Raw genomic sequence first — 19,916 nt, forward strand, 5'->3', positions numbered from 1 at the left:
CCTCGTAGAAATACGCTAGACGGCAATTCTTACCATTCGGTATTCAGAACCCGGAAAACGAGAAGGAGAATCCGGATGAAGCAGGTCGTGATCGCGGGTGCAGCCCGCACCCCAATGGGCGGGTTTCAGGGCATGTTCGATGGGGTTGCGGCGGCCGATCTGGGTGGCACGGCCATTCGAGCGGCCATGAAGGGGGCCGGAGTACAGACCGTGGACGAGGTTCTGATGGGCTGCGTTCTGCCCGCCGGTCAGGGACAGGCTCCGGCGCGGCAGGCCGGTTTCGCCGCCGGTTTGGGCGAAGACGTGCCCGCAACGACCCTGAACAAGATGTGCGGGTCCGGGATGAAGGCGGCGATGATGGCGTTTGACCAGATTGCGCTGGGTCATGCCGACACCATGGTCGCGGGCGGTATGGAAAGCATGACAAACGCCCCCTACTTGCTGCCCAAAATGCGCCGCGGGGCGCGAATCGGTCACGGTCAGGTGGTGGACCACATGTTTCTGGACGGGCTTGAGGACGCGTATGACAAGGGCCGCCTGATGGGCACCTTCGCCGAAGACTGCGCCGAGGCCTATCAATTCACGCGTGAGGCACAGGACGAATACGCGCTGCAGTCTCTGTCCAACGCGCTGGCCGCTCAGGAAAACGGGGCGTTTGACGGCGAAATTGCGCCGCACGTCGTGCGGACCCGCAAAGGTGAATTCACACAAGATATTGACGAACAGCCAAAATCGGCGCGGCCGGAAAAGATTCCGACCCTGAAACCCGCGTTTCGCAAGGACGGGACCGTAACAGCCGCCAACTCCTCATCGATCTCCGATGGTGCGGCGGCGCTGGTTCTTGCCTCCGCCGAAGTGGCCGAGGCGCAGAGCCTGACCGTTCGTGCGCGCATCCTCGGGCATGCCAGCCACGCGCAGGCTCCGGGCCTCTTTACGACCGCTCCGGTTCCGGCGGCGCAAAAGCTGCTGTCCCGCATCGGATGGAGCAAGGATGACGTCGATCTGTGGGAGGTGAACGAAGCCTTCGCCGTCGTTCCCATGGCGTTCATGCGCGAAATGGGTTTGCCGCGTGAAAAAGTGAATGTGAATGGTGGCGCCTGCGCCCTGGGTCATCCGATCGGCGCATCAGGTGCCCGAATCATGGTGACGCTGCTCAATGCTCTGGAAAAACGAAACCTCAAGCGGGGTGTGGCAGCCATCTGCATCGGCGGCGGCGAAGGCACCGCAATAGCAATCGAACGGGTTTGACCCTTCATCTTTTTCCAAATACTCCGGGGGTGAATTGAGCCAACGGCTCAAGAGGGGGCAGCGCCCCCTTTACCCACCACAGACGGGACTTCCACCATGACAGCAGACTACACCATGCTGGCCAGAACCATTGCCGCTCTGACCGAAGGCGAAAGTGACGAGGTTGCACTGATGGCCACCGTCGCCTGCGAGGTGCATCATTCCGACGACCGGTTCAACTGGACCGGGTTTTATCGGGTGACCGAACCGGGGTTGCTGAAAATCGGCCCTTACCAGGGGGGGCATGGATGTCTGGTCATTCCCTTCGACCGGGGTGTTTGTGGTGCGGCTGCGCGCACAGGGCAGGTGCAGCTTGTTCCGGATGTCGACGCGTTCCCGGGGCATATCGCCTGCGCGTCCTCAACCCGATCCGAACTGGTCCTGCCTGTTCACAATGCCGCAGGTGAGGTAATCGCGGTTTTCGACATCGACAGCGATCTGCCCGATGCGTTTTCGGAGGATGACGCCGAATACCTGACGGAGATATTGTCCAAAACTTTCGCGCGAGCCTGATGGAAACGCAGGGGGCGAAAGGCCCACTCTCGGACTTCGACATTTTGCTTCACGCAAAGACCCGCTAAACTCCGAAGGCCTCGAAACCTGGCGGGTCCGGCATGATTCCACACCAATTCTCTACTCAACGGCTTTCGGTCAGCCACTGGAAAGACCATCTTGCCGAACCGCACTTGCGGCGCAAGCTAGCTGACGATCTTGCCGCGCTACTGACCCCTGCGGTCTTGAAAAACCTGCCGCCGCCCATGCAGTTGCGGGACCGGGACATCTCAGCCTGGATCGAGGCTCGTCACGCCGAAAGCGACATTCTGCTGGTGCGTCAAAGCAGCGACAATAAGCTGATCGGACTGATGGTGCTGGCCGTGGATTTGGACGGTGATGCGCCTCCGAGTGTCCATATCGGCTATCTGATTGCAGAAATTGCCTGGGGAAACGGCTATGCCTCCGAACTGTTAAAGGGGCTTCAGACCGCAGTGCTGTCAGGCCCTGCCATGCGACTCGTTGCCGGTGTCGGTCGCGACAATCCAGCCTCTGCCCGCGTGCTTCGGAAAGCAGGCTTTGAACTTTTGACGGAACGCTGTTCCGCCACCACCGAGATTTATGTCCGCAACATCGGCTGACTGACGGTGCAGTCAGGTCTTGTCACTGCATAAGGGTCGGCAGGCCGTTGGCCATGGCAAGATACAGGGCCAAGACCTGCAACGTGGCAACTCCGAACAGCCAGGCCGAGAATCCGCGTTTTCGGGATTTGTGCCGAAACAGCCATCGTCCAAGCAACGCGCCGGGGCTGCCGCCGAGGGCTGCAAGCCACAACAACCTGCGTTCTGGGATTCTGCGCTTGCGCCGCTGCGCCCGGACCTTGTCCCAGCCGAAACACAGCAGGGTCAGACCGTTAACCGCCCAAAGATAGATCACTGCAATCCACATGAGTGGGACATAGCCAATCGGACAGGTCGACCCAAGTGAAAAAATGCTTGGAATTTTCACGGAATCGCGCCATCGTGAAAAACGAGGAGAAAATTTCACGAGAATCGGAGTGGCCCCCGTGAACAGCCAGGCCCCGCAAAGCGCGACACTCGGAGCGGACATCCGCGCCCTGCGCAAGGCGCGCGGGCTGACGCTGACCGATATCGCGACTCGTCTGGACCGGTCCGTCGGCTGGCTCAGCCAGGTTGAGCGCGACAAGTCCGAACCATCGATCTCGGATCTGCGCCAGATTGCCCAGTGTCTTGGTGTTCCGATGTCGATGCTGTTTGCGCATTCCGCGGCGCCTGCCGCCGAACAGGGCTATGTCGTCCGGGCCGGATCCCGGCGTCCGATGGGGTCCGGCGAAGAAGGGCTGATCGAAGAACTGCTGTCTCCTGATCTGACCGACGATTTCGAGATGGTGCATTCTACCTTTCAACCCCAGTCCCGCATGCAAACCCCTGCAAATCGCCCGACGCAAGAGGTCGGTTACATGGTCTCCGGGCGGCTTGATCTCAAAATCGGCGATCGTGAATACACGGTCGGTCCGGGTGACAGTTTTCGGATCAAGCACGAGCCCTATCAATGGTCCAACCCCTATGACGAGCCCGCGGTTGCGGTCTGGGTCATCGCCCCGCCGGTATACTGATGAGCTTTGAGGCCTGGACCATATTCGCGCTGTTCTGGGTGGTATTCGTTACCACACCGGGGCCGAACGCGGTCAATTGCATCTCGAACGGGATGAACCTGCCATTTGCCAAGGCGATGCTGGGTGTTCTGGCCATTGTGACTCAGGCCAGCGCGTTTTTGATCCTGTCGGCACTGGGCGTGACCGCATTGATCGCGGCGTCCCCAACCGGGTTTTTCATCGCCAAACTGATCGGGGCAGGGTTCCTGATCTGGATGGGCGTGCGCGGCTGGATGAACGCGGCAAAGCCGGTACCTGCCACGGAACGTCCAGCGCGGCACGTCTATCTGCATGCACTGGCCATCGCCACGATCAATCCCAAAAGTGTCGCAGGATACCTGGCCGCGTTTTCGCAATTCGTGCAGCCCGATGTGCCGATCTGGCAGCAAATGTCGGTCATCATGCCAACAGCGCTGGTCATTACGACACTCAGCTATACCGGCTTCACACTTCTGGGCGCGCTCATGGGCAAGGCGGCGCTGGGCGCGGTGTTCAACATCTGGGTGCGCCGGATCATGGCTGCATGTTTCATCATTTACGGTGTGCTGCTGGGAACCAGCACCACGCCTACAGCAAGGGGGTAATAGAATGCAGACAGGATCATGTTTGTGCGGCTCGGTTGCCTTCGCGGTCGACGGTGAGCTTTCACCGCCCTCGGCCTGCCATTGCGGTCAATGCCGCAGGCAGTCGGGTCATATCTGGGCGTCCGCCTCGACGCATCAGGACAATCTCAGTTTTTCCGCCAGTGACACGCTCAGCTGGTTTCGTGCCTCGAATATCGCCCGACGCGGTTTCTGCAGCGCCTGCGGCTCGTTCCTTTTCTGGCAACACAATGACGAGGACACGATTTCGATTTCCATGGGGGCGCTTGACGAACCCACGGGCTTCACGCTCGCCCGCCACATCTTCGTGGCCGACAAGGGCGATTACTACGACATCACGGACGATCTGCCTCAAGAGGCACAGTAACAGGGATCAAACAACATGAATGATTTTCCGACAAAAGCCCGAGTGGTTGTTATCGGTGGCGGTGTGGTGGGGGCTTCCTCGCTGTACCATCTGGCCAAGAAGGGCTGGACCGACTGCGTTCTTCTGGAAAAGAACGAGCTGACCGCAGGTTCGACCTGGCACGCGGCGGGTAACGTGCCGACGTTTTCGACCTCGTGGGCGATCATGAACATGCAGCGCTACTCGACCGAGCTGTATGCGCGGCTGGGCGAAGAAGTCGACTATCCGATGAACTACCACCAGTCCGGCTCGATCCGTCTGGCGCACAGCAAGGAGCGGATGCAGGAATTTGAGCGGGCGATGTCGATGGGCCGTTACCAGGGCATCCCGATGGAGATGTGGACCCCGGAAGAGGCCAAGGAACGCTATCCCTTCCTTGAAACGCATGATCTTGAGGGGGTTCTGTATGATCCGACCGATGGCGACATCGACCCCGCGCAGCTGACGCAAGCGCTGGCCAAGGGGGCCCGCGACATGGGCCAGAAGATCATCCGTTTCTGCCCGGCAACCGGCGTGACCCAGCATGACGACGGCACCTGGACCGTACACACGGACAAGGGCGATATCGCCTGTGATTATGTGGTCAACGCCGCCGGTTACTACGCGCAGCGTGTGGGAGAGTGGTTCAAACCTTATGGCGGCCGAACCGTTCCCGCGATGGTCATGAGCCACCAGTATCTGCTGACCGACGAAATCCCCGAAGTCCAAGCGTGGTCCAAGGAAAACGGGGGCAAGAAGCTGCCGCTGCTGCGCGACGTGGATGTCTCGTACTACCTGCGTCAGGAGAAGAACGGCTTCAACCTTGGCCCGTATGAGCCCAATTGTAAGGGCCACTGGATGACAGAAGATGACCCGATGCCCGAGGACTTCAGCTTCCAGCTGTGGAATGATGATCTGGACCGGATTGAGGACATCGTGACCGACGCGATGGAACGGGTGCCGCTGATGGCAACCTCGGGCGTGGGCCGCGTGATCAATGGCCCGATCCCTTATGCACCGGACGGTCTGCCGCTGATCGGTCCAATGCCGGGTGTGAAAAACGCGTTCGAGGCGCACACATTCACCTTTGGCATCGCGCAAGGCGGTGGCGCGGGCAAGGTGCTGGCCGAATGGATCGTCGATGGCGCGACCGAGTGGGATATGTGGGCTGTCGATCCGCGCCGTTACACCGATTACACCGATCAGGACTATTGCAACCAGAAGGGTCTGGAAGTTTATGGCAACGAGTACGCCATGCACTTCCCCCAGCACGAATGGCCCGCCGCGCGCGACAAGAAACTGTCGCCGGTTCATGCCAAGGTGAAAGAGCTGGGCGGTGTCATGGGCGCCTATAACGGCTGGGAACGGGCCAACTGGTTTGCGCAGCCCGGCGACGACACGTCGCTTGAAGCCACCCACACATGGGGCCGCTCGGGCCCGTGGGAGCAGCGCGTAAAGGAGGAATGCGAGGCCGTGCGCGACCATTGTGGTGTACTGGATCTGCCGGGGTTCTCGCGCTTCATGGTCAAGGGCGAAGGTGCTGCCGAGGCGCTGCGTGGTCTGGTCACGGGTGGCCTGCCCAAGACGGGTCGCATGAACCTTGTCTATATCTCTGATGATCGTGGTCGCATCCTGACCGAGATGTCCTGTATCCGGATGGGCGAGGACGAGTTCGTCATGATCACGGCCGCAACTGCCCAGTGGCATGACCGCGACATTCTGCTGAACGCTATGCCCGAAGGCGTTTCGGTCGAGGATGTGACCACCACCCGCGATACACTGATCGTCACGGGGCCGAAGTCGCGAGAGATCCTGTCGGGCATGACCGATGCGGACCTGTCGACCGGATGGCTGACCCACCAGTCGGCAACCGTCGCCGGGCAACCCGCTTACCTGATCCGTGTTTCCTTCGCAGGTGAACTGGGTTGGGAGGTTCATGCCCTGAACGAACACATGCCAGCGATCTATGGCGCCATCATTGACGCGGGTGCCAAGCCCTTCGGGATGTATGCGCTCAATTCCCTGCGTGTCGAAAAGGGTTATCGTGCGTGGAAAGGCGACCTGTCGACCGACTACTCGCTTCTGGAAGGCGGTTTGGAGCGGTTCGTGAAACTGGACAAACCACAGGACTTCCCCGGCAAGGCTGCGATCCAGAATGAAAAGCAGCAGGGCGTGAAAAAGCAGTTCGTCACCATGCTGGTCGAGGCCGGAGATTGCGACGCACCGTACATGTCATGCCTCTGGCATGAAGGTCAGATCGTGGGTGAAACCACATCCGGTGCATGGGGGTATCGCATCAATGCGTCGGTCGCACTGGGCATGGTGCGTCCTGATCTGGCTGCTCCGGGCACCGAACTGGAGGTCGAAATCTACGGTCGGAAATGCCGAGCCGTCGTGCAGCAGGACCAGCCGCTCTGGGATCCGGAAAACGCGCGGTTGCGTGCCTGATCCATCAGGGAAAACTGCGGGTCGGCCAAAAGTCAGGCGGACCCGCAATTTGATGCAACACCGCTGTCGGGCATAATGCATCCGCAAAACCTGTAACGGGGAGAGATGGCAATGACCCATCCGGAGACAATGTCCGGTGTTTACCTGACACGCCATGGCGGGCCGGAGGCACTGGAATGGCGTCAGGATATTCCCCTACCCACCCCCGGACACGGGCAGGTTCTGGTCCGGGTGGCTGCGGCAGGCGTCAACAATACCGACATCAACACGCGTGTTGGCTGGTATTCACCGGATGTCACGGGTGCAACGGACGCGGTCGATCAGGATGTCGATGCCGGCGGTTGGGGCGGCGCTCTGCAGTTTCCCAGAATACAGGGCGGTGATTTGTGCGGCATCGTTGAGCGGACAGGGTCCGGCACCGGATTCCAGCCAGGTCAACGTGTCACCTGTCCGATCAACTTGCCGCGCCCGCGCCCCGGTCAACCCAGCGGTTTCATTGCATTGGGTTCTGAGATTGACGGCGCCTTCGCGCAATACTGCCTGGTCGAGGCAAGCGACCTCTACGACGTGTCAGTGTCACCCCTGTCGGACACCGAGATTGCGGCAATACCCTGCGCTTTCGGCACGGCCGAAAACCTGCTGACCCGCGCAGGTGTAACGGCCGGACAAAAGGTTCTGATAACCGGGGCATCCGGTGGGGTCGGGCTGGCTGCCGTCCAACTTGCAACATTGCGGGGGGCTTCGGTCTGGGGTGTAACCAGCGCCTCCAAAGCAGACGTGGTCAAGGGACAGGGTGCGATAGATACCTTTGATCGCGACGCGGCCTTGCCGCCAGACATGTTCGATGTGGTGGTCGACGTCGTCGGCGGACCGGCATTTCCGGGGTTGATTCTGGCGCTGAAGCCGGGCGGGCAATACGCCGTTTCCGGCGCCATAGCAGGCCCGATTGTACAAGCGGATCTGCGCGATATCTATTTGAGGGACATCACCATTCATGGCTGTACACACCAGGCATTCGACGTTTTCGGACGGCTTGTCGAACTTATCAATGCAGGGCGGATCAGGCCGCTTGTTTCGAAGACGTATCCTCTGAAAGACATTGCCCGGGCGCAGGAAGATTTCCAATCCAAAGCGTTTCCGGGGAAACTGGTCCTGATTCCGTAACGAGGTAAGACATGGCAGACATCACCCTTCTGGACGGCTCCATCGGGCAGGAACTGGTCAAACGCAGTGGCGACCGGGCAACGCCGCTTTGGTCAACGCGGGTGATGATGGATCACCCGGAACTGGTGGGCGACGTTCACGCAGATTATTTTCGCCGCGGCGCTACGATCGCGACCACCAATACCTATGCTGTTCACCGTTCGCGCCTGGAACGTGTGGGGTTGGAAGACCAGATCGGAGCGCTGACGGACACCGCCCTTTCTCAGGCAGAACGCGCACGCGCGGGAACCAAAGGGCGCATTGCAGGGTCGCTGGGTCCGCTGCTGGCCACCTACAGGCCCGACCTGCGGCCCGATCCTGAGGACGCCGCTTCGAAATACGCCGAACTTGTCGAACTGATGGCTGACAGGGTCGACCTGTTCCTGATTGAAACCGTTTCGTCGGTACAGGAAGCAGAAGGTGCGTTGCGCGGCACGGTCAACGGCGGGCGTCCCGTCTGGCTGGCCCTGACCGTCGATGACACAGACGGCACACGTTTGCGGTCGGGTGAACACCTGTCGGAAATCTCACCTCTGGTCGACCGCTTTGCTCCAGAGGCCGTGCTCGTCAATTGCTCGCCCCCCGAGGCCATGCCTGCGGCTTTGCAGATCATCGCAACCATGGGACGGCCGTTTGGCGCCTATGCGAACGGATTCACCGAAATTTCCGAGGGATTTCTGAAGGACGCCCCGACCGTCGACGCGCTTGAACAGCGCAGCGATCTGGGGCCTCAGGTCTACGCCGAACACACCATGCGCTGGGTGGAACAGGGGGCCACGATCGTAGGCGGTTGTTGCGAGGTCGGTCCGGACCATATCGAGGCACTGGCCGAACAGTTACGCGCAGCCGGGCACAGGATTGTCTGAGGGCACGAGAATGCAAAAGCGGACAGGACCCGAACCGCAAGGATCCGGCAAACAGCATCAGTTCGATATCATGGTTGCGCCGGGATACGTTTTGCTGGAGCTCGCGTCATTGGTCGATGTCCTGCGGATTGCCAACCGCGTTTGCCCGAATCCTCCGTTTCGGTACACCTATCGATCGTTGAAAGGCGGCCCTGTTGAAAGCAGCAGCGGCGCAACCGTTTCAACCGAACCGGTTTCTGCACAACCTGATGCCGACTATCTGTTCGTGATCGGCAATTCCGACCCGGACCTGCCGGACCTGTCACTTGGGCGGGTGGTTTCGGACTATACCTACCGCGGCGCACAGGTGTTTTTGCTGGCCGAGGCCGCCAGCCGCTATATTGACGAGCAAGGCACGGATGACATGGCCACCCACTGGGAGAACGCATCTTTCCTGCGCGAAAGGGGCGCCCGGTTCGAAGCCAAGATGTCCATCGCAACCCAGCAGGGTTCGGTCGTCACCTGCGCCGGAATGGAGGCGACCACCGATGTCGCGCTGGCCGTTATCGGGCGCCATGTTTCGGGCCCTGCCAGGATGACGGTTGCTGACATCATGCTGCACGAAAACATCCGGGACTTTTCCTCGCAGCAGCCGTTTTCCGGGGTTCGGACCACGGCGACCGGGGATGCAAAACTGGACCAGTGCATCAAGCTGATGCAGGCCAATATCGAAGACCCTTTGCCGATCCAGGACATCGTCAATCTGCTGGGGCTGTCGAATCGGTCGCTCGAACGCAAGTTCCGGTCGATCTTCGGAACCACACCAAACGGATTTTACCGCGAAATGCGGCTGGCGCGCGCGAACAATCTGCTTCTGAACACTACCATGAGCGTGCGCGAGATCGGCCTGGCATGCGGATTTCCCAACGGATTCTCGTCGATTTACAAGAGCTTTTATGGAATCACGCCGTTTGTTCTGCGGCGGGAAAAGCGGGCATCTTCGCAAAGGTGATTTTTGCAGAGGACCTGACGATTTTGATGCATTTGTTGTCGCACATCCGTGGCATTTTATCCCAAACCTGACACAGCGGAGACATCAGGATGGTTGATCTTCCCACCAAGGCCCGAGTGGTCATCATCGGCGGCGGCGTTATCGGATGCTCGGTCGCGTATCATCTGACCAAGAAGGGTTGGACAGATGTCGTGCTGCTGGAACGCAAGCAACTGACCAGCGGCACCACCTGGCACGCCGCGGGTCTGATCGCGCAGCTGCGCGCGACCGCCAACATGACCAAACTGGCGAAGTACAGTCAGGAACTCTATGGCTCGCTTGAGGAGGAAACCGGCGTCGCGACCGGGTTCAAGCGCTGCGGATCGATCACCGTGGCCCTGACCGAAGAGCGCAAGGAAGAAATTTATCGCCAGGCCGCCATGGCGCGGGCATTCGGGGTCGAGGTCGAAGAAATCACGAACGAGCGCGTGGCGGAGCTTTATCCGCATCTGAACCTCGAAGACGTCAAGGGTGCGGTTTACCTGCCGCTGGACGGACAGGGCGATCCTGCCAATATCGCGCTGGCGCTTGCCAAGGGCGCACGGCAGCGCGGCGGCATTGTCAAAGAACGCGTGAAAGTCACCGAGATCGTCAAACAGGGCCGCAAGGTGACAGGTGTGGACTGGGTTGCCGATGACGGCAGCGCCTCGGGCCACATCGAATGCGACATGGTGGTGAACTGTGCAGGCATGTGGGGGCACGAGGTTGGCCGGATGGGGGGCGTCAACGTCCCGCTGCACGCCTGCGAGCATTTCTACATCGTTACCGAGAACATCGATGGTCTGACGCAGCTGCCCGTGCTACGGGTGCCGGATGAATGCGCCTATTACAAGGAAGACGCGGGCAAAATCCTGCTGGGCGCGTTCGAGCCGAACGCCAAGCCATGGGCCATGGACGGTATCCCGGATACCTTCGAATTCGACCAGTTGCCCGAGGATTTCGACCATTTCGAACCGATCCTCGAAGATGCCTGCAACCGGATGCCCATGCTGGCCGAGGCCGGAATCCATACCTTCTTCAACGGCCCTGAGAGCTTTACCCCCGACGATGCCTACCACCTTGGCCTTGCGCCCGAGATGGACAATTTCTGGGTCGCGGCAGGGTTCAACTCGATCGGCATTCAGTCCGCCGGTGGCGCGGGGATGGCACTGGCCGAATGGATGGATACGGGTGAGAAACCGTTTGACCTTGGCGATGTGGATATCAGCCGGATGCAGCCGTTCCAGGGCAACAAACAGTACCTGTTCGAACGCTCGAAAGAGACGCTGGGCCTGCTCTATGCCGATCACTACCCCTATCGTCAGAAGGCGACTGCGCGCGGTGTGCGGCGGACACCGTTCCACCACCACCTGAAGGAACAGGGCGCGGTATTTGGTGAACTGGCCGGATGGGAACGTGCCAACTGGTACGCCAGTGAAGGGCAGGAGCGTGAGTATCAGTACAGTTGGAAGCGCCAGAACTGGTTCGAGAATTCGGCCGCCGAGCACCGCGCCGTGCGCGAGAATGTCGGCATGTACGACATGTCTTCGTTCGGCAAGATCCGGGTGGAAGGTCCGGATGCCGAGGCGTTCATGAACTATATCGGCGGCGGCGACTACTCGGTGCCCAATGGCAAAATCGTCTATACCCAGTTCCTGAACCGCAGCGGCGGGATTGAAGCGGACGTGACGGTCACCCGCCTGACTGAAACATCCTTTCTTGTCGTCACCCCGGCGGCGACCCGTCTGGCGGATCAGACCTGGATGCAACGCCATGCCGGCAATTTCAACGTGGTCATAACTGACGTCACCGCGGGCGAAGGGGTGCTGGCCGTGATGGGCCCGAACGCCCGCGCGCTGCTTGAAAAGGTCTCGCCCAACGACTTCACCAACGCAACCAATCCATTTGGTACCGCACAGCAGATCGAGATCGGCATGGGGCTCGCCCGCGCGCATCGCGTGACCTATGTGGGTGAACTTGGTTGGGAAATCTATGTCTCGTCTGACATGGCGGGTCATGTGTTCGAAACACTGCACGAGGCTGGTCAGGACATGGGGCTGAAGTTGTGTGGGATGCACATGATGGACAGCTGCCGGATCGAAAAGGGCTTCCGCCATTTCGGCCACGATATCACTTGCGAAGACCATGTTGTCGACGCCGGACTCGGGTTCGCTGTCAAGGTCGACAAGGGCAGTGATTTCATCGGCCGCGAGGCGGTAATCGCGCGCAAGGAAAGCGGGCCAAAGAGTCGCCTGGTGCAGTTCAAGCTGACCGATGCAGAGCCGCTGCTGTTCCACAATGAACCGATCATTCGCGATGGTGAGTATGTCGGCTATCTCAGCTCAGGCAACTATGGCCACACGCTGGGCGGCGCCGTTGGTATGGGATACGTGCCATGTGAGGGCGAGAAGGCGGCTGATGTATTGGCATCGAGCTATGAGATCGACGTGTGCGGTGTGAAGGTTAGGGCAGAGGCATCGCTGAAGCCGATGTATGACCCTAAATCCGAGCGCGTCAAAGTCTGAACCGGTGCGTTGGGGGCGCTGCCCCCGCCGCAGCAAGCTGCGCCTCCCCCGGGATATTTGCAGCCAGATGAATGAAGGATCCCTTGTTCATCTGGCCAAAAATATCCCGGAGCGCGAGGCAGAGCCTCGCAAGCGGTGAAAAGCCAGCTGAAAGCCCAAGGCGCGATCCTATCAAGGTTCTTGATACGTGCGTTCACAGAAATCACAGTTCCCAACCCGGCCTGAACTGCCGTAAAGACGAACGGTATCAGCCGGAGACCTGACATGGCGGACATCGCTGCTCCAACTCAGAACGTCGATACGCCGCGCGGTCTGGCGCTGGCTGTAACCGCCTATGTACTGTGGGGGTTTCTGCCGCTGTACATGAAGGCGATGGCGCATATCGGTCCGGTCGAGATTGTGGCCCATCGGGTGATCTGGTCCGTGCCGGTCGCCGGTCTGTTGCTGGTCGCGCTTGGACGTACAGGTGATCTGAAGGCGGCCCTGCGAAACCCAAAAATGCTGGGCATGGCCTGCCTGACGGCCGCTTTGATTTCAGTGAACTGGGCGATCTATGTCTGGGCTATTGCCACCGGACGGGCGCTGGACGCGGCCTTGGGGTACTATATCAACCCCTTGTTCAGCATTGCGCTGGGCGCGGTTTTGCTGCGCGAACCTTTGAACCGAACGCAGATAGTAGCGGTTGGGCTGGCAGCGCTGGGCGTCATCATACTTGTGCTAGAAGCCGGAGCACTGCCCTGGGCCGCACTGGGTATGATGTTTACTTGGGGCTTTTACGCGTTCTTCAAACGCTCCCTTCCTATCGGGCCAAACCAGGGGTTCCTTCTCGAGGTTCTGGTTCTTCTGATCCCGGCGCTAGCCTACGTGACCTGGCTGGGTGCGCAAGGCAGCGGTCATTTTGGGATGGCTGGGGCGGACACGATGCTGCTGGTGGGTGCCGGTGTGGTGACGGCGGTGCCTTTGCTGGTTTACGCCAACGGCGCCAAGTTGGTGCGGTTGTCCACCATGGGCATTCTGCAATACATCGCCCCGACCATGATCTTCATCACCGCGATTACCTTGTTTGGAGAACAAATCGATCGTGGTCGCATGATCGCCTTTCCGCTGATCTGGGCGGCTTTGATTGTCTATTCGGTTCCGATGATCCGGCAGATTCGGGCTCAGTCCTGACGCAGCGCGCGGGCAACTTCATCCGCCCAGATCGCGTAGGTTTTCGGACTGGGGTGATACCCGTCTGGCGCGGCAAGCGCCGGGTCATCCGGCAAATCCAGCACGAGGTGCCGGCACTGAGGGCGCTCTGCGACCACCTTCTGCAGCGCCTGATCCAGCCGTCGCGCCTGACGGTCCAGAACCCAGGCCAAAGGTTGGGGTAGCGCCGGGAAACGGCCCATTTGCGGGACTGCAGTAACAATCACGCGCCGCGCGCCCATGGTGCCTGTCAGCAGAGACATCAGGCGGGTTTGTCGTTCGGCAAACCGGCGTTGCGTCACGGCGCGGGTGACGTCATTCACACCCAGCGCCGTCACCACGGCATCGAACTGAGTATTCAGTGCCCCAAGACGGTCTATAGTATCCTGCGTTGTATGGCCGGTCGTAGCCTCCAGCCGCCATTCAACACAATAGTGCCGCGCCAGCCGCTGGACGAGTTGCCCGGACAAGGCTTGTTTCTGCGTGCCTGCGCCTACGCCGGCAGCCGAACTGTCACCCGTGATCAGCAACCGCAGCCGGGGCCCGCGGCCATCTCGGCCTTCGCGCGGCCCTGATGGCTCGGGCAGCATCTGGGCATTGCGCCGGACAGACAGGCCCTGCATCGCCAGAACCGGCAGCAGCGGAAGGCGCAGAAGCTGATCAGGGGCGACAGGAGCACGCATGGTCAGCTCAGCGCCTTGCGAAATTCCAGAAAGCGGGCGTCGCTCATCACCCGCGCCATCATCGCCTCGCGCAGGGCGCCGACGGTTTTGTGCGGGCGCATGACCACTTCGAATTTCTGGATCAGGCCATCGTCATTTAGCGTGATCAAATCCACACCCACGGCATCCAGTTCACCGACCTTGCATTGGAACTCCAAAGCCCAGTCGCAACCTTCGCCCATAACGCGGCGATAGCGAAACTCGGAAAACACCTGGCTGACATGCCCAAGCACCGCCGCAACCGGTGCACGCCCGGTCCATGTGCTGTAATAAGTCGGCGGCAGGAACTGCACATTCTCGGCCAGCAGATCCGGTATCCGGGCCTCGTCACCTTTTGCAACCGCGTCCTGCATGCGCTCGATTGTCGGATGCATCTCTGTTCCTCCTCAACTGGGTCCGAGAGTTGCCGAACGATGGGTCGCAGGCAAGGACGACGTTGCGGGAGGTCGCGCGCTGCGATAGGCAAGCCCGCATGAGCGAGACCTACACCCCCCCGAACACGCCACTGGATGTGCTGCATGAAGACGCGCAGCTGATCGTGGTGAACAAACCGCCGGGCCTGCTTTCGGTACCCGGCCGGGGGGAGCATCTATCGGATTGCCTTCTGACCCGGGTGCAGGCGGTTTTTCCTCAGGCCCTGCTTGTTCACCGGTTGGACCGGGACACGTCAGGTGTGATGGTGTTTGCACAAACACCGCATGCGCAACGCCATCTGGGTCAGCAGTTCGAACAGCGCCAGACGCGCAAAACCTATGTTGCGCATGTGTGGGGCCAGGTTGAGCCCAAATCCGGAACGGTTGACCTGCCTCTGATCGTCGACTGGCCAAACCGGCCGCGCCAGATGGTGTGTCACGAGACCGGCAAACCTGCGGTGACGGACTGGCGGGTCGTCCGACATGAGGACCGCAGCACGCGCATCCGGTTGTTTCCCAAAACGGGCCGGTCGCATCAGCTGCGGGTTCACATGCAGGCATTGGGGCACCCGATCCTGGGTGATCCGTTCTATGCGACGGGTGCGGCGCGGGATTACCCGCGCCTGATGCTGCATTCCGAAGAGCTGCGCCTGAAGAACCCCGAAGGCGGAGTTGCGATGAAATTCAGGGCCAAGCCCGATTTCTGAAGCTAAAGCACCCAGCCCCATATCATCTTGAGGTTGCCCAGAGAAAATCGTCTGACACGCCTTCGCTGTTGCACGGACCGACAGTGGCGTTCGGCCATGATCTGGCGTTCAATCTCAAACCCGCGCAAGGTGTGATCCTGCGACCATCTTCCGAGTTTCAGCGTCATCATGACGTGGTTGTCGCGGCTTGGCATGATTGCTCTCCATTTGTTCGTGATATGCCAAGCATTGCAGCCCTCTCCTGACACTACTCTGTCAGTGGGGTGTGCTATTGTGTCAGCAGACCGTCAGGAGGATGCGATGGGCCGATCTACCCGTCTGTTTGAAATTATCCAGATCCTGCGCATGTCCGATGCGCCGGTGACAGCGGATGCGCTGGCTGAGCAACTGGAAGTATCTGTTCGCACCGTGTACCGCGATATCGCGGCTCTGCAGGCGCAGCGGACGCCGATCGAAGGAGAGGCGGGCGTGGGCTACGTGATGCGCCGGGGGTATGATCTGCCGCCGCTGAACTTTGATGCGGAAGAGATTGAGGCGCTGTGGGTTGGACTGTCAATGCTGGCCCGCACGGGTGACAGCACCCTGCAACAGGCCGCAGACCGCGTTTGCCGAAAAATCGAAGCGCTGCAGGTGCCCGCAGACTGGTTGCAGGTGGCGCCGTGGGGGGCGCCTCGGGACGATCCTGACAAAGGGTGTGTTCCGGTTGCCAGCTACCGCGAGGCAATCCGGGCGGAACAGAAACTCAGGCTGGTTTACGTCAATTCCGAAGACGAACGTACGGAACGTGTCGTACGCCCGGTTGCGCTGATCTATCACATCGAATGCACGATGCTGGCGGCATGGTGCGAGTTGCGAAACGGGTTTCGACACTTTCGCACGGACCGGATCTGGGCGTGTGACGTTCTGGACGCGCATTTCTGCGGTCAGGGCCAGCCGCTGCGCAACATCTGGCAGGAGAACAACAATTGGGATGCGTCATCAGCCCCTGCTTGACCGGCAGGTAATTGCCGATTTCACCGGAATGTTGCTTGAGGCTTCAACGGCCTGCCGTGATATACTGGCCCAAACAAATCAAACCCGATGAACGGGTTCATGAGCAGAGGGTAAATCCATGACGATTTCCAAGTTTGTTATTTCTGCCGGGCTGTGTTCGGCACTTGTTCTTGGCGCATGTACCGACCCAGGTACGCTTTCAGTGCAAAGTGACCCCAATCAGAATGCAAAGCAGGGTGCCTTGCTGGGCGGTTTGATCGGTGCAGGCGTCGGTGCTATTGCAAATGACTCGGATCCGCTTTTGGGTGCGCTGGCCGGTGGTGCCATTGGTGCCGCAGGTGGCGGCGTCATCGGCAATCAGCTTGATCGCCAGGCGGCGGAACTGCGTCAGCAACTGGCCAATGACGGGATCACCATCGTCAATACAGGCGACCGCCTGATCGTCACCGTCCCCAATGACATCACCTTTGATACCGACAGCTCAACCGTGCGCCCGGGGCTGCGGTCCGATCTGGTGAAGGTGGGGCAGAATCTGGTCAACTACCCGAATTCGAACGTTCAGATCATCGGCCATACCGACAGCGACGGCGACGCCACCTATAATCAGGGCCTGTCCGAGCGGCGGGCCAATGCCGTGGCCGATATCCTGCAGGCCAATGGCGTCAGCTATTCCCGCATCACTACAATCGGTCAGGGTGAAAACAATCCGGTCGCTTCGAACCTGACGCCGGATGGCAAGGCGCAGAACCGTCGGGTCGAGATTGTCGTCGTGCCCAGCGGCAACGCCTGATCTGATCCAACAATCGTGGACAGGGCACATTCTCTTGCCCTGTCCATGCGCACTGACTGTGCGTCAACAGGGCTATGGTCCCGGTCTATCCCCGTATAAGTTCCCGAAAACAACAAAGCGGAGTTCCCGATAATGTCCGAACCGACCCTTCTGGGCCTGTCCGGTTCGTTGCGCCAGAACGCGACAAACCGAAAGTTGCTGCGCGAGGCCGCGCGGTTGTTCGAGCCCGGCACTTTCATCGAGGCCGACCTCAACCTGCCTCTGTATGACGGTGATCTGGAGGCGGGTGAGGGCATTCCCGCGTCGGTTCAGGTGCTGGCTGACCAGATTGCGCAGGCCCATGCGGTGATCATTTCGACCCCGGAATACAACAAGGGGCCGTCCGGTGTGCTGAAAAACGCGCTGGACTGGGTCAGCCGAACCAGTGGCAAACCATGGGCGGACAAGCCCGTTGCGGTGATGTCCGCCGCCGCTGGTCGGGCCGGCGGCGAACGCGCGCAGATGATGTTGCGCGCCTATATGGTGCCGTTTCAGACGCGCATCTTGCAAGGTCCTGAAATCCATCTTGCCGACAGCTCGAACGCATTTGACGATCAGGGGCGGCTGAGTAGCGAGCGCTATGAGAACCCGCTGCGGACGCTGATGCAGAAGCTGAAAGCCGAGGCCGGTTTCTGAGGCCAAGGCGCGGTACTTGTTCCGCAATGCCCTGGCGCGTAACGTGCGGGCATGTCAGATGAAACTCGGGCCGAAACACAGCAGGACATGATGGATCCCGCGCGCGCCGCTGCCTTGCAGGTGGCGCTGGGACAACCAGTTTCCGTTGCGGCGGGCGCACCGCTTCCGCCGTTTTTTCACCAGTTGTATTTCTGGTCACCGCTTCCACCCGATCAGCTTGGCCGGGATGGGCACCCCAGGGTGGGCGGCGGCCTGATCCCGGATCTGGGCCTGCCACGTCGCATGTGGGCCGGAGGCCGGTTGCGGTTCCGCGCGCCCCTGGTCGCGGGCAAGCCAGCCCGGCGCCGGTCCTTTCTGGAAAGCGCCACGTCAAAAACTGGCCGGACCGGGCCGCTGGGTTTTGTCACCTTGCGGCACGAGATCTGGCAGGGGGAAGATCTGTGTCTGACGGAATGGCAGGATCTTGTTTACCGTGAAGACCCTTCGGCTGATGCAATCAAGCCGAAGCCGCCAACGGCCAGAACCGACCAAACGGATCGCCGAGAGCTTAGGTTTTCCTCAACTTTGTTGTTTCGGTATTCGGCACTGACATTTAATGGCCACCGGATCCACTATGATCTGGACTATGCGCGCGACGTTGAAGGCTATGACGGGCTTGTCGTTCATGGACCGTTGCTGGCGCAGCATCTGATGTTGTTTGCAACCGATCTGATGGGGCCGCTGTCCGAGTTTTCGTTCCGCGCGTCCTCCCCACTCATGCACTTCGAAACGGCGGCCCTGTGCCGGAACGGTCGCGAGCTGTGGGTCGCGGGGCCGGACGGCCGGAAATGTATGCAGGCGGTTGCCACTCCGGTGTCAGAGTGAGGCTTCGGGTCTGAATCCCTCCGGTATCTGATCGCGTTTTTCCAGTATCAGATCGGCCATGACATCGGCCACTTTGGGGGCCATACCGAAACCGATCTTGAAGCCGCCATTGGCAATGTACTGACCCCGGTGCATAGGATGTTCGCCCAGCATTGGTGCGCGGCTTTTGCTGCGGGGGCGGACCCCGGCCCAGCGTTCAATCACTTCGGTGCCGTGCAGAACGGGAACGGCGCGCGTGGCGCGGTCGATCACGTCTTCCAGGGCGCTGTCGGTGCTGGAAGGGTCTTCATAGTCCCGCTCGGATGTCGATCCGATGGCCAGAGTGCCGTCCGCATGGGGCACGATGTGAATTGCATCAACAAAAAGCTGAGGCACCGACCCTGCATCGAACCTAAGCAGGGCAGCCTGGCCCTTGACCCCATTGCCAACAGTTTTGCCATAGTGGCGGTTCAGTTCCAGCAGGCCCGCCAATCCGGTGGTGTGTACGACCCGACCCCGGTCGGGCGCGTCTGTGGCAATTTCGACCCCCATCACGGACAGGGCCGCAACCAGCGCGGCACAGGCCCGTCTGGGAAGCATGCGCGCACTCAATGTGTCGTGGATGACGTATCCCGTCGGGCTGGGCGGGCACCAGGCGCCAGCCTTGGCGGTTTCAACAACGCGCCATTCTGCCTGTCCCTGCCACAGTTCGAGGGCCGTTTTAGCGCGCTGATGCGCAAGATCCAGATTGCGCTGGTCAGCGATGGGCTGCAGGCGACCCAGACGCGCATAACCGGGTGACACGCCACCTGTCGCCTCGACCTGGTTCCAGAACGCTTGGGCCATGATCAGGCTGTCGAACTGAAATGCCTTTTTGGCATTCCAGTTTTCCGGCACATGAGGCGCCAGTGCACCGACCAGACCACCGCTGGAGCCCGAGCCGGGACCAAAAGGATCGACTACCTGCACCTTTGCGCCGCGCCGCGCGCAGGTCCAGGCAATGGACAGGCCGAAAATACCCGCGCCACGCACTGTCACATCGACCATTGCCAATCCCCTTTTCCTTGTTCAGTGTCGCGCCGCCTAGCTACAG

22 protein-coding genes are annotated in these 19,916 nt (G+C 60.4%); 17 read left to right on the forward strand and 5 right to left on the reverse strand.

Annotated elements, in window-relative coordinates; translation table 11 throughout:
- Positions 1-75 precede the first annotated feature (75 nt).
- From AC2FIR_RS03040 to AC2FIR_RS03050, 3 genes are all read left to right on the forward strand, one after another.
- Positions 76-1,248, forward strand: a complete 1,173-nt coding sequence (locus AC2FIR_RS03040; protein ID WP_496761901.1) for a thiolase family protein — start codon at positions 76-78, stop codon at positions 1,246-1,248.
- A 96-nt stretch (positions 1,249-1,344) separates the two neighbouring features.
- Complete coding sequence (locus AC2FIR_RS03045) at positions 1,345-1,800, forward strand: GAF domain-containing protein (protein ID WP_170614261.1); 456 nt, start codon at positions 1,345-1,347, stop codon at positions 1,798-1,800.
- A 101-nt stretch (positions 1,801-1,901) separates the two neighbouring features.
- A complete protein-coding gene (locus AC2FIR_RS03050) occupies positions 1,902-2,420 on the forward strand; it encodes a GNAT family N-acetyltransferase (RefSeq protein ID WP_170614262.1) in 519 nt (172 codons plus the stop codon).
- Between the two features lie 22 nt (positions 2,421-2,442).
- Here AC2FIR_RS03050 and AC2FIR_RS03055 read toward each other — a convergent pair whose 3' ends face one another.
- Positions 2,443-2,787, reverse strand: a complete 345-nt coding sequence (locus AC2FIR_RS03055) for a DUF1294 domain-containing protein (protein ID WP_480440844.1) — start codon at positions 2,785-2,787, stop codon at positions 2,443-2,445.
- Positions 2,788-2,845: 58 nt separating this feature from the next.
- Here AC2FIR_RS03055 and AC2FIR_RS03060 point away from each other — a divergent pair, with 58 nt between their 5' ends.
- The 9 genes from AC2FIR_RS03060 to rarD all read left to right on the forward strand — a co-directional run bounded on the left by AC2FIR_RS03060 (position 2,846) and on the right by rarD (position 13,662).
- Entirely contained in the window at positions 2,846-3,415 is a 570-nt protein-coding gene (locus tag AC2FIR_RS03060; protein WP_170614263.1) for a helix-turn-helix domain-containing protein, read from the forward strand.
- The gene (locus AC2FIR_RS03065; RefSeq protein WP_170614264.1) at positions 3,415-4,038 is read left to right on the forward strand and encodes a LysE family translocator; all 624 of its coding nucleotides are present in this window, start codon (positions 3,415-3,417) and stop codon (positions 4,036-4,038) included. Before AC2FIR_RS03060 ends, AC2FIR_RS03065 begins: the two co-directional genes overlap by 1 nt.
- Before the next feature lie 4 nt (positions 4,039-4,042).
- Positions 4,043-4,423, forward strand: a complete 381-nt coding sequence (locus AC2FIR_RS03070) for a GFA family protein (protein WP_496715810.1) — start codon at positions 4,043-4,045, stop codon at positions 4,421-4,423.
- 15 nt (positions 4,424-4,438) lie between these two features.
- Complete coding sequence (locus AC2FIR_RS03075) at positions 4,439-6,889, forward strand: GcvT family protein (protein ID WP_170614266.1); 2,451 nt, start codon at positions 4,439-4,441, stop codon at positions 6,887-6,889.
- Between the two features lie 111 nt (positions 6,890-7,000).
- Positions 7,001-8,053, forward strand: a complete 1,053-nt coding sequence (locus AC2FIR_RS03080) for a zinc-binding dehydrogenase (protein WP_170614267.1) — start codon at positions 7,001-7,003, stop codon at positions 8,051-8,053.
- Between the two features lie 11 nt (positions 8,054-8,064).
- The gene (locus AC2FIR_RS03085; RefSeq protein ID WP_496745071.1) at positions 8,065-8,958 is read left to right on the forward strand and encodes a homocysteine S-methyltransferase family protein; all 894 of its coding nucleotides are present in this window, start codon (positions 8,065-8,067) and stop codon (positions 8,956-8,958) included.
- A 10-nt stretch (positions 8,959-8,968) separates the two neighbouring features.
- A complete protein-coding gene (locus tag AC2FIR_RS03090) occupies positions 8,969-9,949 on the forward strand; it encodes a GlxA family transcriptional regulator (RefSeq protein WP_170614269.1) in 981 nt (326 codons plus the stop codon).
- 89 nt (positions 9,950-10,038) lie between these two features.
- Positions 10,039-12,492 (forward strand): GcvT family protein, encoded by a 2,454-nt coding sequence (locus AC2FIR_RS03095; protein ID WP_496745069.1) that lies wholly within the window; start codon positions 10,039-10,041, stop codon positions 12,490-12,492.
- Positions 12,493-12,756: 264 nt separating this feature from the next.
- Entirely contained in the window at positions 12,757-13,662 is a 906-nt protein-coding gene (gene rarD, locus AC2FIR_RS03100; protein WP_496745068.1) for an EamA family transporter RarD, read from the forward strand.
- On the opposite strand, the gene AC2FIR_RS03105 is transcribed toward rarD, so the two are convergent.
- The gene (locus AC2FIR_RS03105; RefSeq protein ID WP_170614272.1) at positions 13,653-14,363 is read right to left on the reverse strand and encodes an SGNH/GDSL hydrolase family protein; all 711 of its coding nucleotides are present in this window, start codon (positions 14,361-14,363) and stop codon (positions 13,653-13,655) included. The genes rarD and AC2FIR_RS03105 overlap by 10 nt on opposite strands.
- 2 nt (positions 14,364-14,365) lie before the next feature.
- The gene (locus AC2FIR_RS03110) at positions 14,366-14,776 is read right to left on the reverse strand and encodes a nuclear transport factor 2 family protein (RefSeq protein ID WP_480813017.1); all 411 of its coding nucleotides are present in this window, start codon (positions 14,774-14,776) and stop codon (positions 14,366-14,368) included.
- 98 nt (positions 14,777-14,874) lie between these two features.
- Here AC2FIR_RS03110 and AC2FIR_RS03115 point away from each other — a divergent pair, with 98 nt between their 5' ends.
- Complete coding sequence (locus AC2FIR_RS03115) at positions 14,875-15,522, forward strand: RluA family pseudouridine synthase (protein ID WP_496745066.1); 648 nt, start codon at positions 14,875-14,877, stop codon at positions 15,520-15,522.
- 2 nt (positions 15,523-15,524) lie between these two features.
- On the opposite strand, the gene AC2FIR_RS03120 is transcribed toward AC2FIR_RS03115, so the two are convergent.
- Entirely contained in the window at positions 15,525-15,716 is a 192-nt protein-coding gene (locus AC2FIR_RS03120; protein ID WP_170807328.1) for a hypothetical protein, read from the reverse strand.
- Positions 15,717-15,822: 106 nt separating this feature from the next.
- On the opposite strand from AC2FIR_RS03120, the gene AC2FIR_RS03125 reads away from it, so the two are divergent.
- From AC2FIR_RS03125 to AC2FIR_RS03140, 4 genes are all read left to right on the forward strand, one after another.
- The gene (locus AC2FIR_RS03125) at positions 15,823-16,515 is read left to right on the forward strand and encodes a helix-turn-helix transcriptional regulator (protein ID WP_170614276.1); all 693 of its coding nucleotides are present in this window, start codon (positions 15,823-15,825) and stop codon (positions 16,513-16,515) included.
- A gap of 118 nt (positions 16,516-16,633) precedes the next feature.
- Positions 16,634-17,305, forward strand: a complete 672-nt coding sequence (locus AC2FIR_RS03130) for a YiaD family glycine zipper/OmpA-like lipoprotein (protein WP_170679489.1) — start codon at positions 16,634-16,636, stop codon at positions 17,303-17,305.
- Positions 17,306-17,437: 132 nt separating this feature from the next.
- The gene (locus AC2FIR_RS03135; protein ID WP_170614278.1) at positions 17,438-17,980 is read left to right on the forward strand and encodes an NADPH-dependent FMN reductase; all 543 of its coding nucleotides are present in this window, start codon (positions 17,438-17,440) and stop codon (positions 17,978-17,980) included.
- Positions 17,981-18,031: 51 nt separating this feature from the next.
- Positions 18,032-18,844 carry an HTD2 family dehydratase gene (locus AC2FIR_RS03140; RefSeq protein ID WP_170679491.1) on the forward strand — a complete coding sequence of 271 codons (813 nt, stop codon included), beginning with the start codon at positions 18,032-18,034 and terminating at the stop codon, positions 18,842-18,844.
- Here the strand turns inward: AC2FIR_RS03140 and AC2FIR_RS03145 are convergent.
- Positions 18,836-19,870 (reverse strand): NAD(P)/FAD-dependent oxidoreductase, encoded by a 1,035-nt coding sequence (locus tag AC2FIR_RS03145; protein ID WP_496745062.1) that lies wholly within the window; start codon positions 19,868-19,870, stop codon positions 18,836-18,838. The genes AC2FIR_RS03140 and AC2FIR_RS03145 overlap by 9 nt on opposite strands.
- Between the last annotated feature and the right edge of the window lie 46 nt (positions 19,871-19,916).

The organism is Ruegeria sp. CDSB136, from assembly GCF_059610965.1.

Bases quoted from the DNA above. Each gene is read 5' to 3' on its own strand.
- AC2FIR_RS03040 (WP_496761901.1), top strand. From the start codon at position 76: ATGAAGCAGGTCGTGATCGCGGGTGCAGCCCGCACCCCAATGGGCGGG.
- AC2FIR_RS03045 (WP_170614261.1), top strand. From the start codon at position 1,345: ATGACAGCAGACTACACCATGCTGGCCAGAACCATTGCCGCTCTGACC.
- AC2FIR_RS03050 (WP_170614262.1), top strand. From the start codon at position 1,902: ATGATTCCACACCAATTCTCTACTCAACGGCTTTCGGTCAGCCACTGG.
- AC2FIR_RS03065 (WP_170614264.1), top strand. From the start codon at position 3,415: ATGAGCTTTGAGGCCTGGACCATATTCGCGCTGTTCTGGGTGGTATTC.
- AC2FIR_RS03070 (WP_496715810.1), top strand. From the start codon at position 4,043: ATGCAGACAGGATCATGTTTGTGCGGCTCGGTTGCCTTCGCGGTCGAC.
- AC2FIR_RS03075 (WP_170614266.1), top strand. From the start codon at position 4,439: ATGAATGATTTTCCGACAAAAGCCCGAGTGGTTGTTATCGGTGGCGGT.
- AC2FIR_RS03080 (WP_170614267.1), top strand. From the start codon at position 7,001: ATGACCCATCCGGAGACAATGTCCGGTGTTTACCTGACACGCCATGGC.
- AC2FIR_RS03085 (WP_496745071.1), top strand. From the start codon at position 8,065: ATGGCAGACATCACCCTTCTGGACGGCTCCATCGGGCAGGAACTGGTC.
- AC2FIR_RS03090 (WP_170614269.1), top strand. From the start codon at position 8,969: ATGCAAAAGCGGACAGGACCCGAACCGCAAGGATCCGGCAAACAGCAT.
- AC2FIR_RS03095 (WP_496745069.1), top strand. From the start codon at position 10,039: ATGGTTGATCTTCCCACCAAGGCCCGAGTGGTCATCATCGGCGGCGGC.
- rarD (WP_496745068.1), top strand. From the start codon at position 12,757: ATGGCGGACATCGCTGCTCCAACTCAGAACGTCGATACGCCGCGCGGT.
- AC2FIR_RS03105 (WP_170614272.1), bottom strand. From the start codon at position 14,363: ATGCGTGCTCCTGTCGCCCCTGATCAGCTTCTGCGCCTTCCGCTGCTG.
- AC2FIR_RS03110 (WP_480813017.1), bottom strand. From the start codon at position 14,776: ATGCATCCGACAATCGAGCGCATGCAGGACGCGGTTGCAAAAGGTGAC.
- AC2FIR_RS03115 (WP_496745066.1), top strand. From the start codon at position 14,875: ATGAGCGAGACCTACACCCCCCCGAACACGCCACTGGATGTGCTGCAT.
- AC2FIR_RS03120 (WP_170807328.1), bottom strand. From the start codon at position 15,716: ATGCCAAGCCGCGACAACCACGTCATGATGACGCTGAAACTCGGAAGA.
- AC2FIR_RS03125 (WP_170614276.1), top strand. From the start codon at position 15,823: ATGGGCCGATCTACCCGTCTGTTTGAAATTATCCAGATCCTGCGCATG.
- AC2FIR_RS03130 (WP_170679489.1), top strand. From the start codon at position 16,634: ATGACGATTTCCAAGTTTGTTATTTCTGCCGGGCTGTGTTCGGCACTT.
- AC2FIR_RS03135 (WP_170614278.1), top strand. From the start codon at position 17,438: ATGTCCGAACCGACCCTTCTGGGCCTGTCCGGTTCGTTGCGCCAGAAC.
- AC2FIR_RS03140 (WP_170679491.1), top strand. From the start codon at position 18,032: ATGTCAGATGAAACTCGGGCCGAAACACAGCAGGACATGATGGATCCC.
- AC2FIR_RS03145 (WP_496745062.1), bottom strand. From the start codon at position 19,870: ATGGTCGATGTGACAGTGCGTGGCGCGGGTATTTTCGGCCTGTCCATT.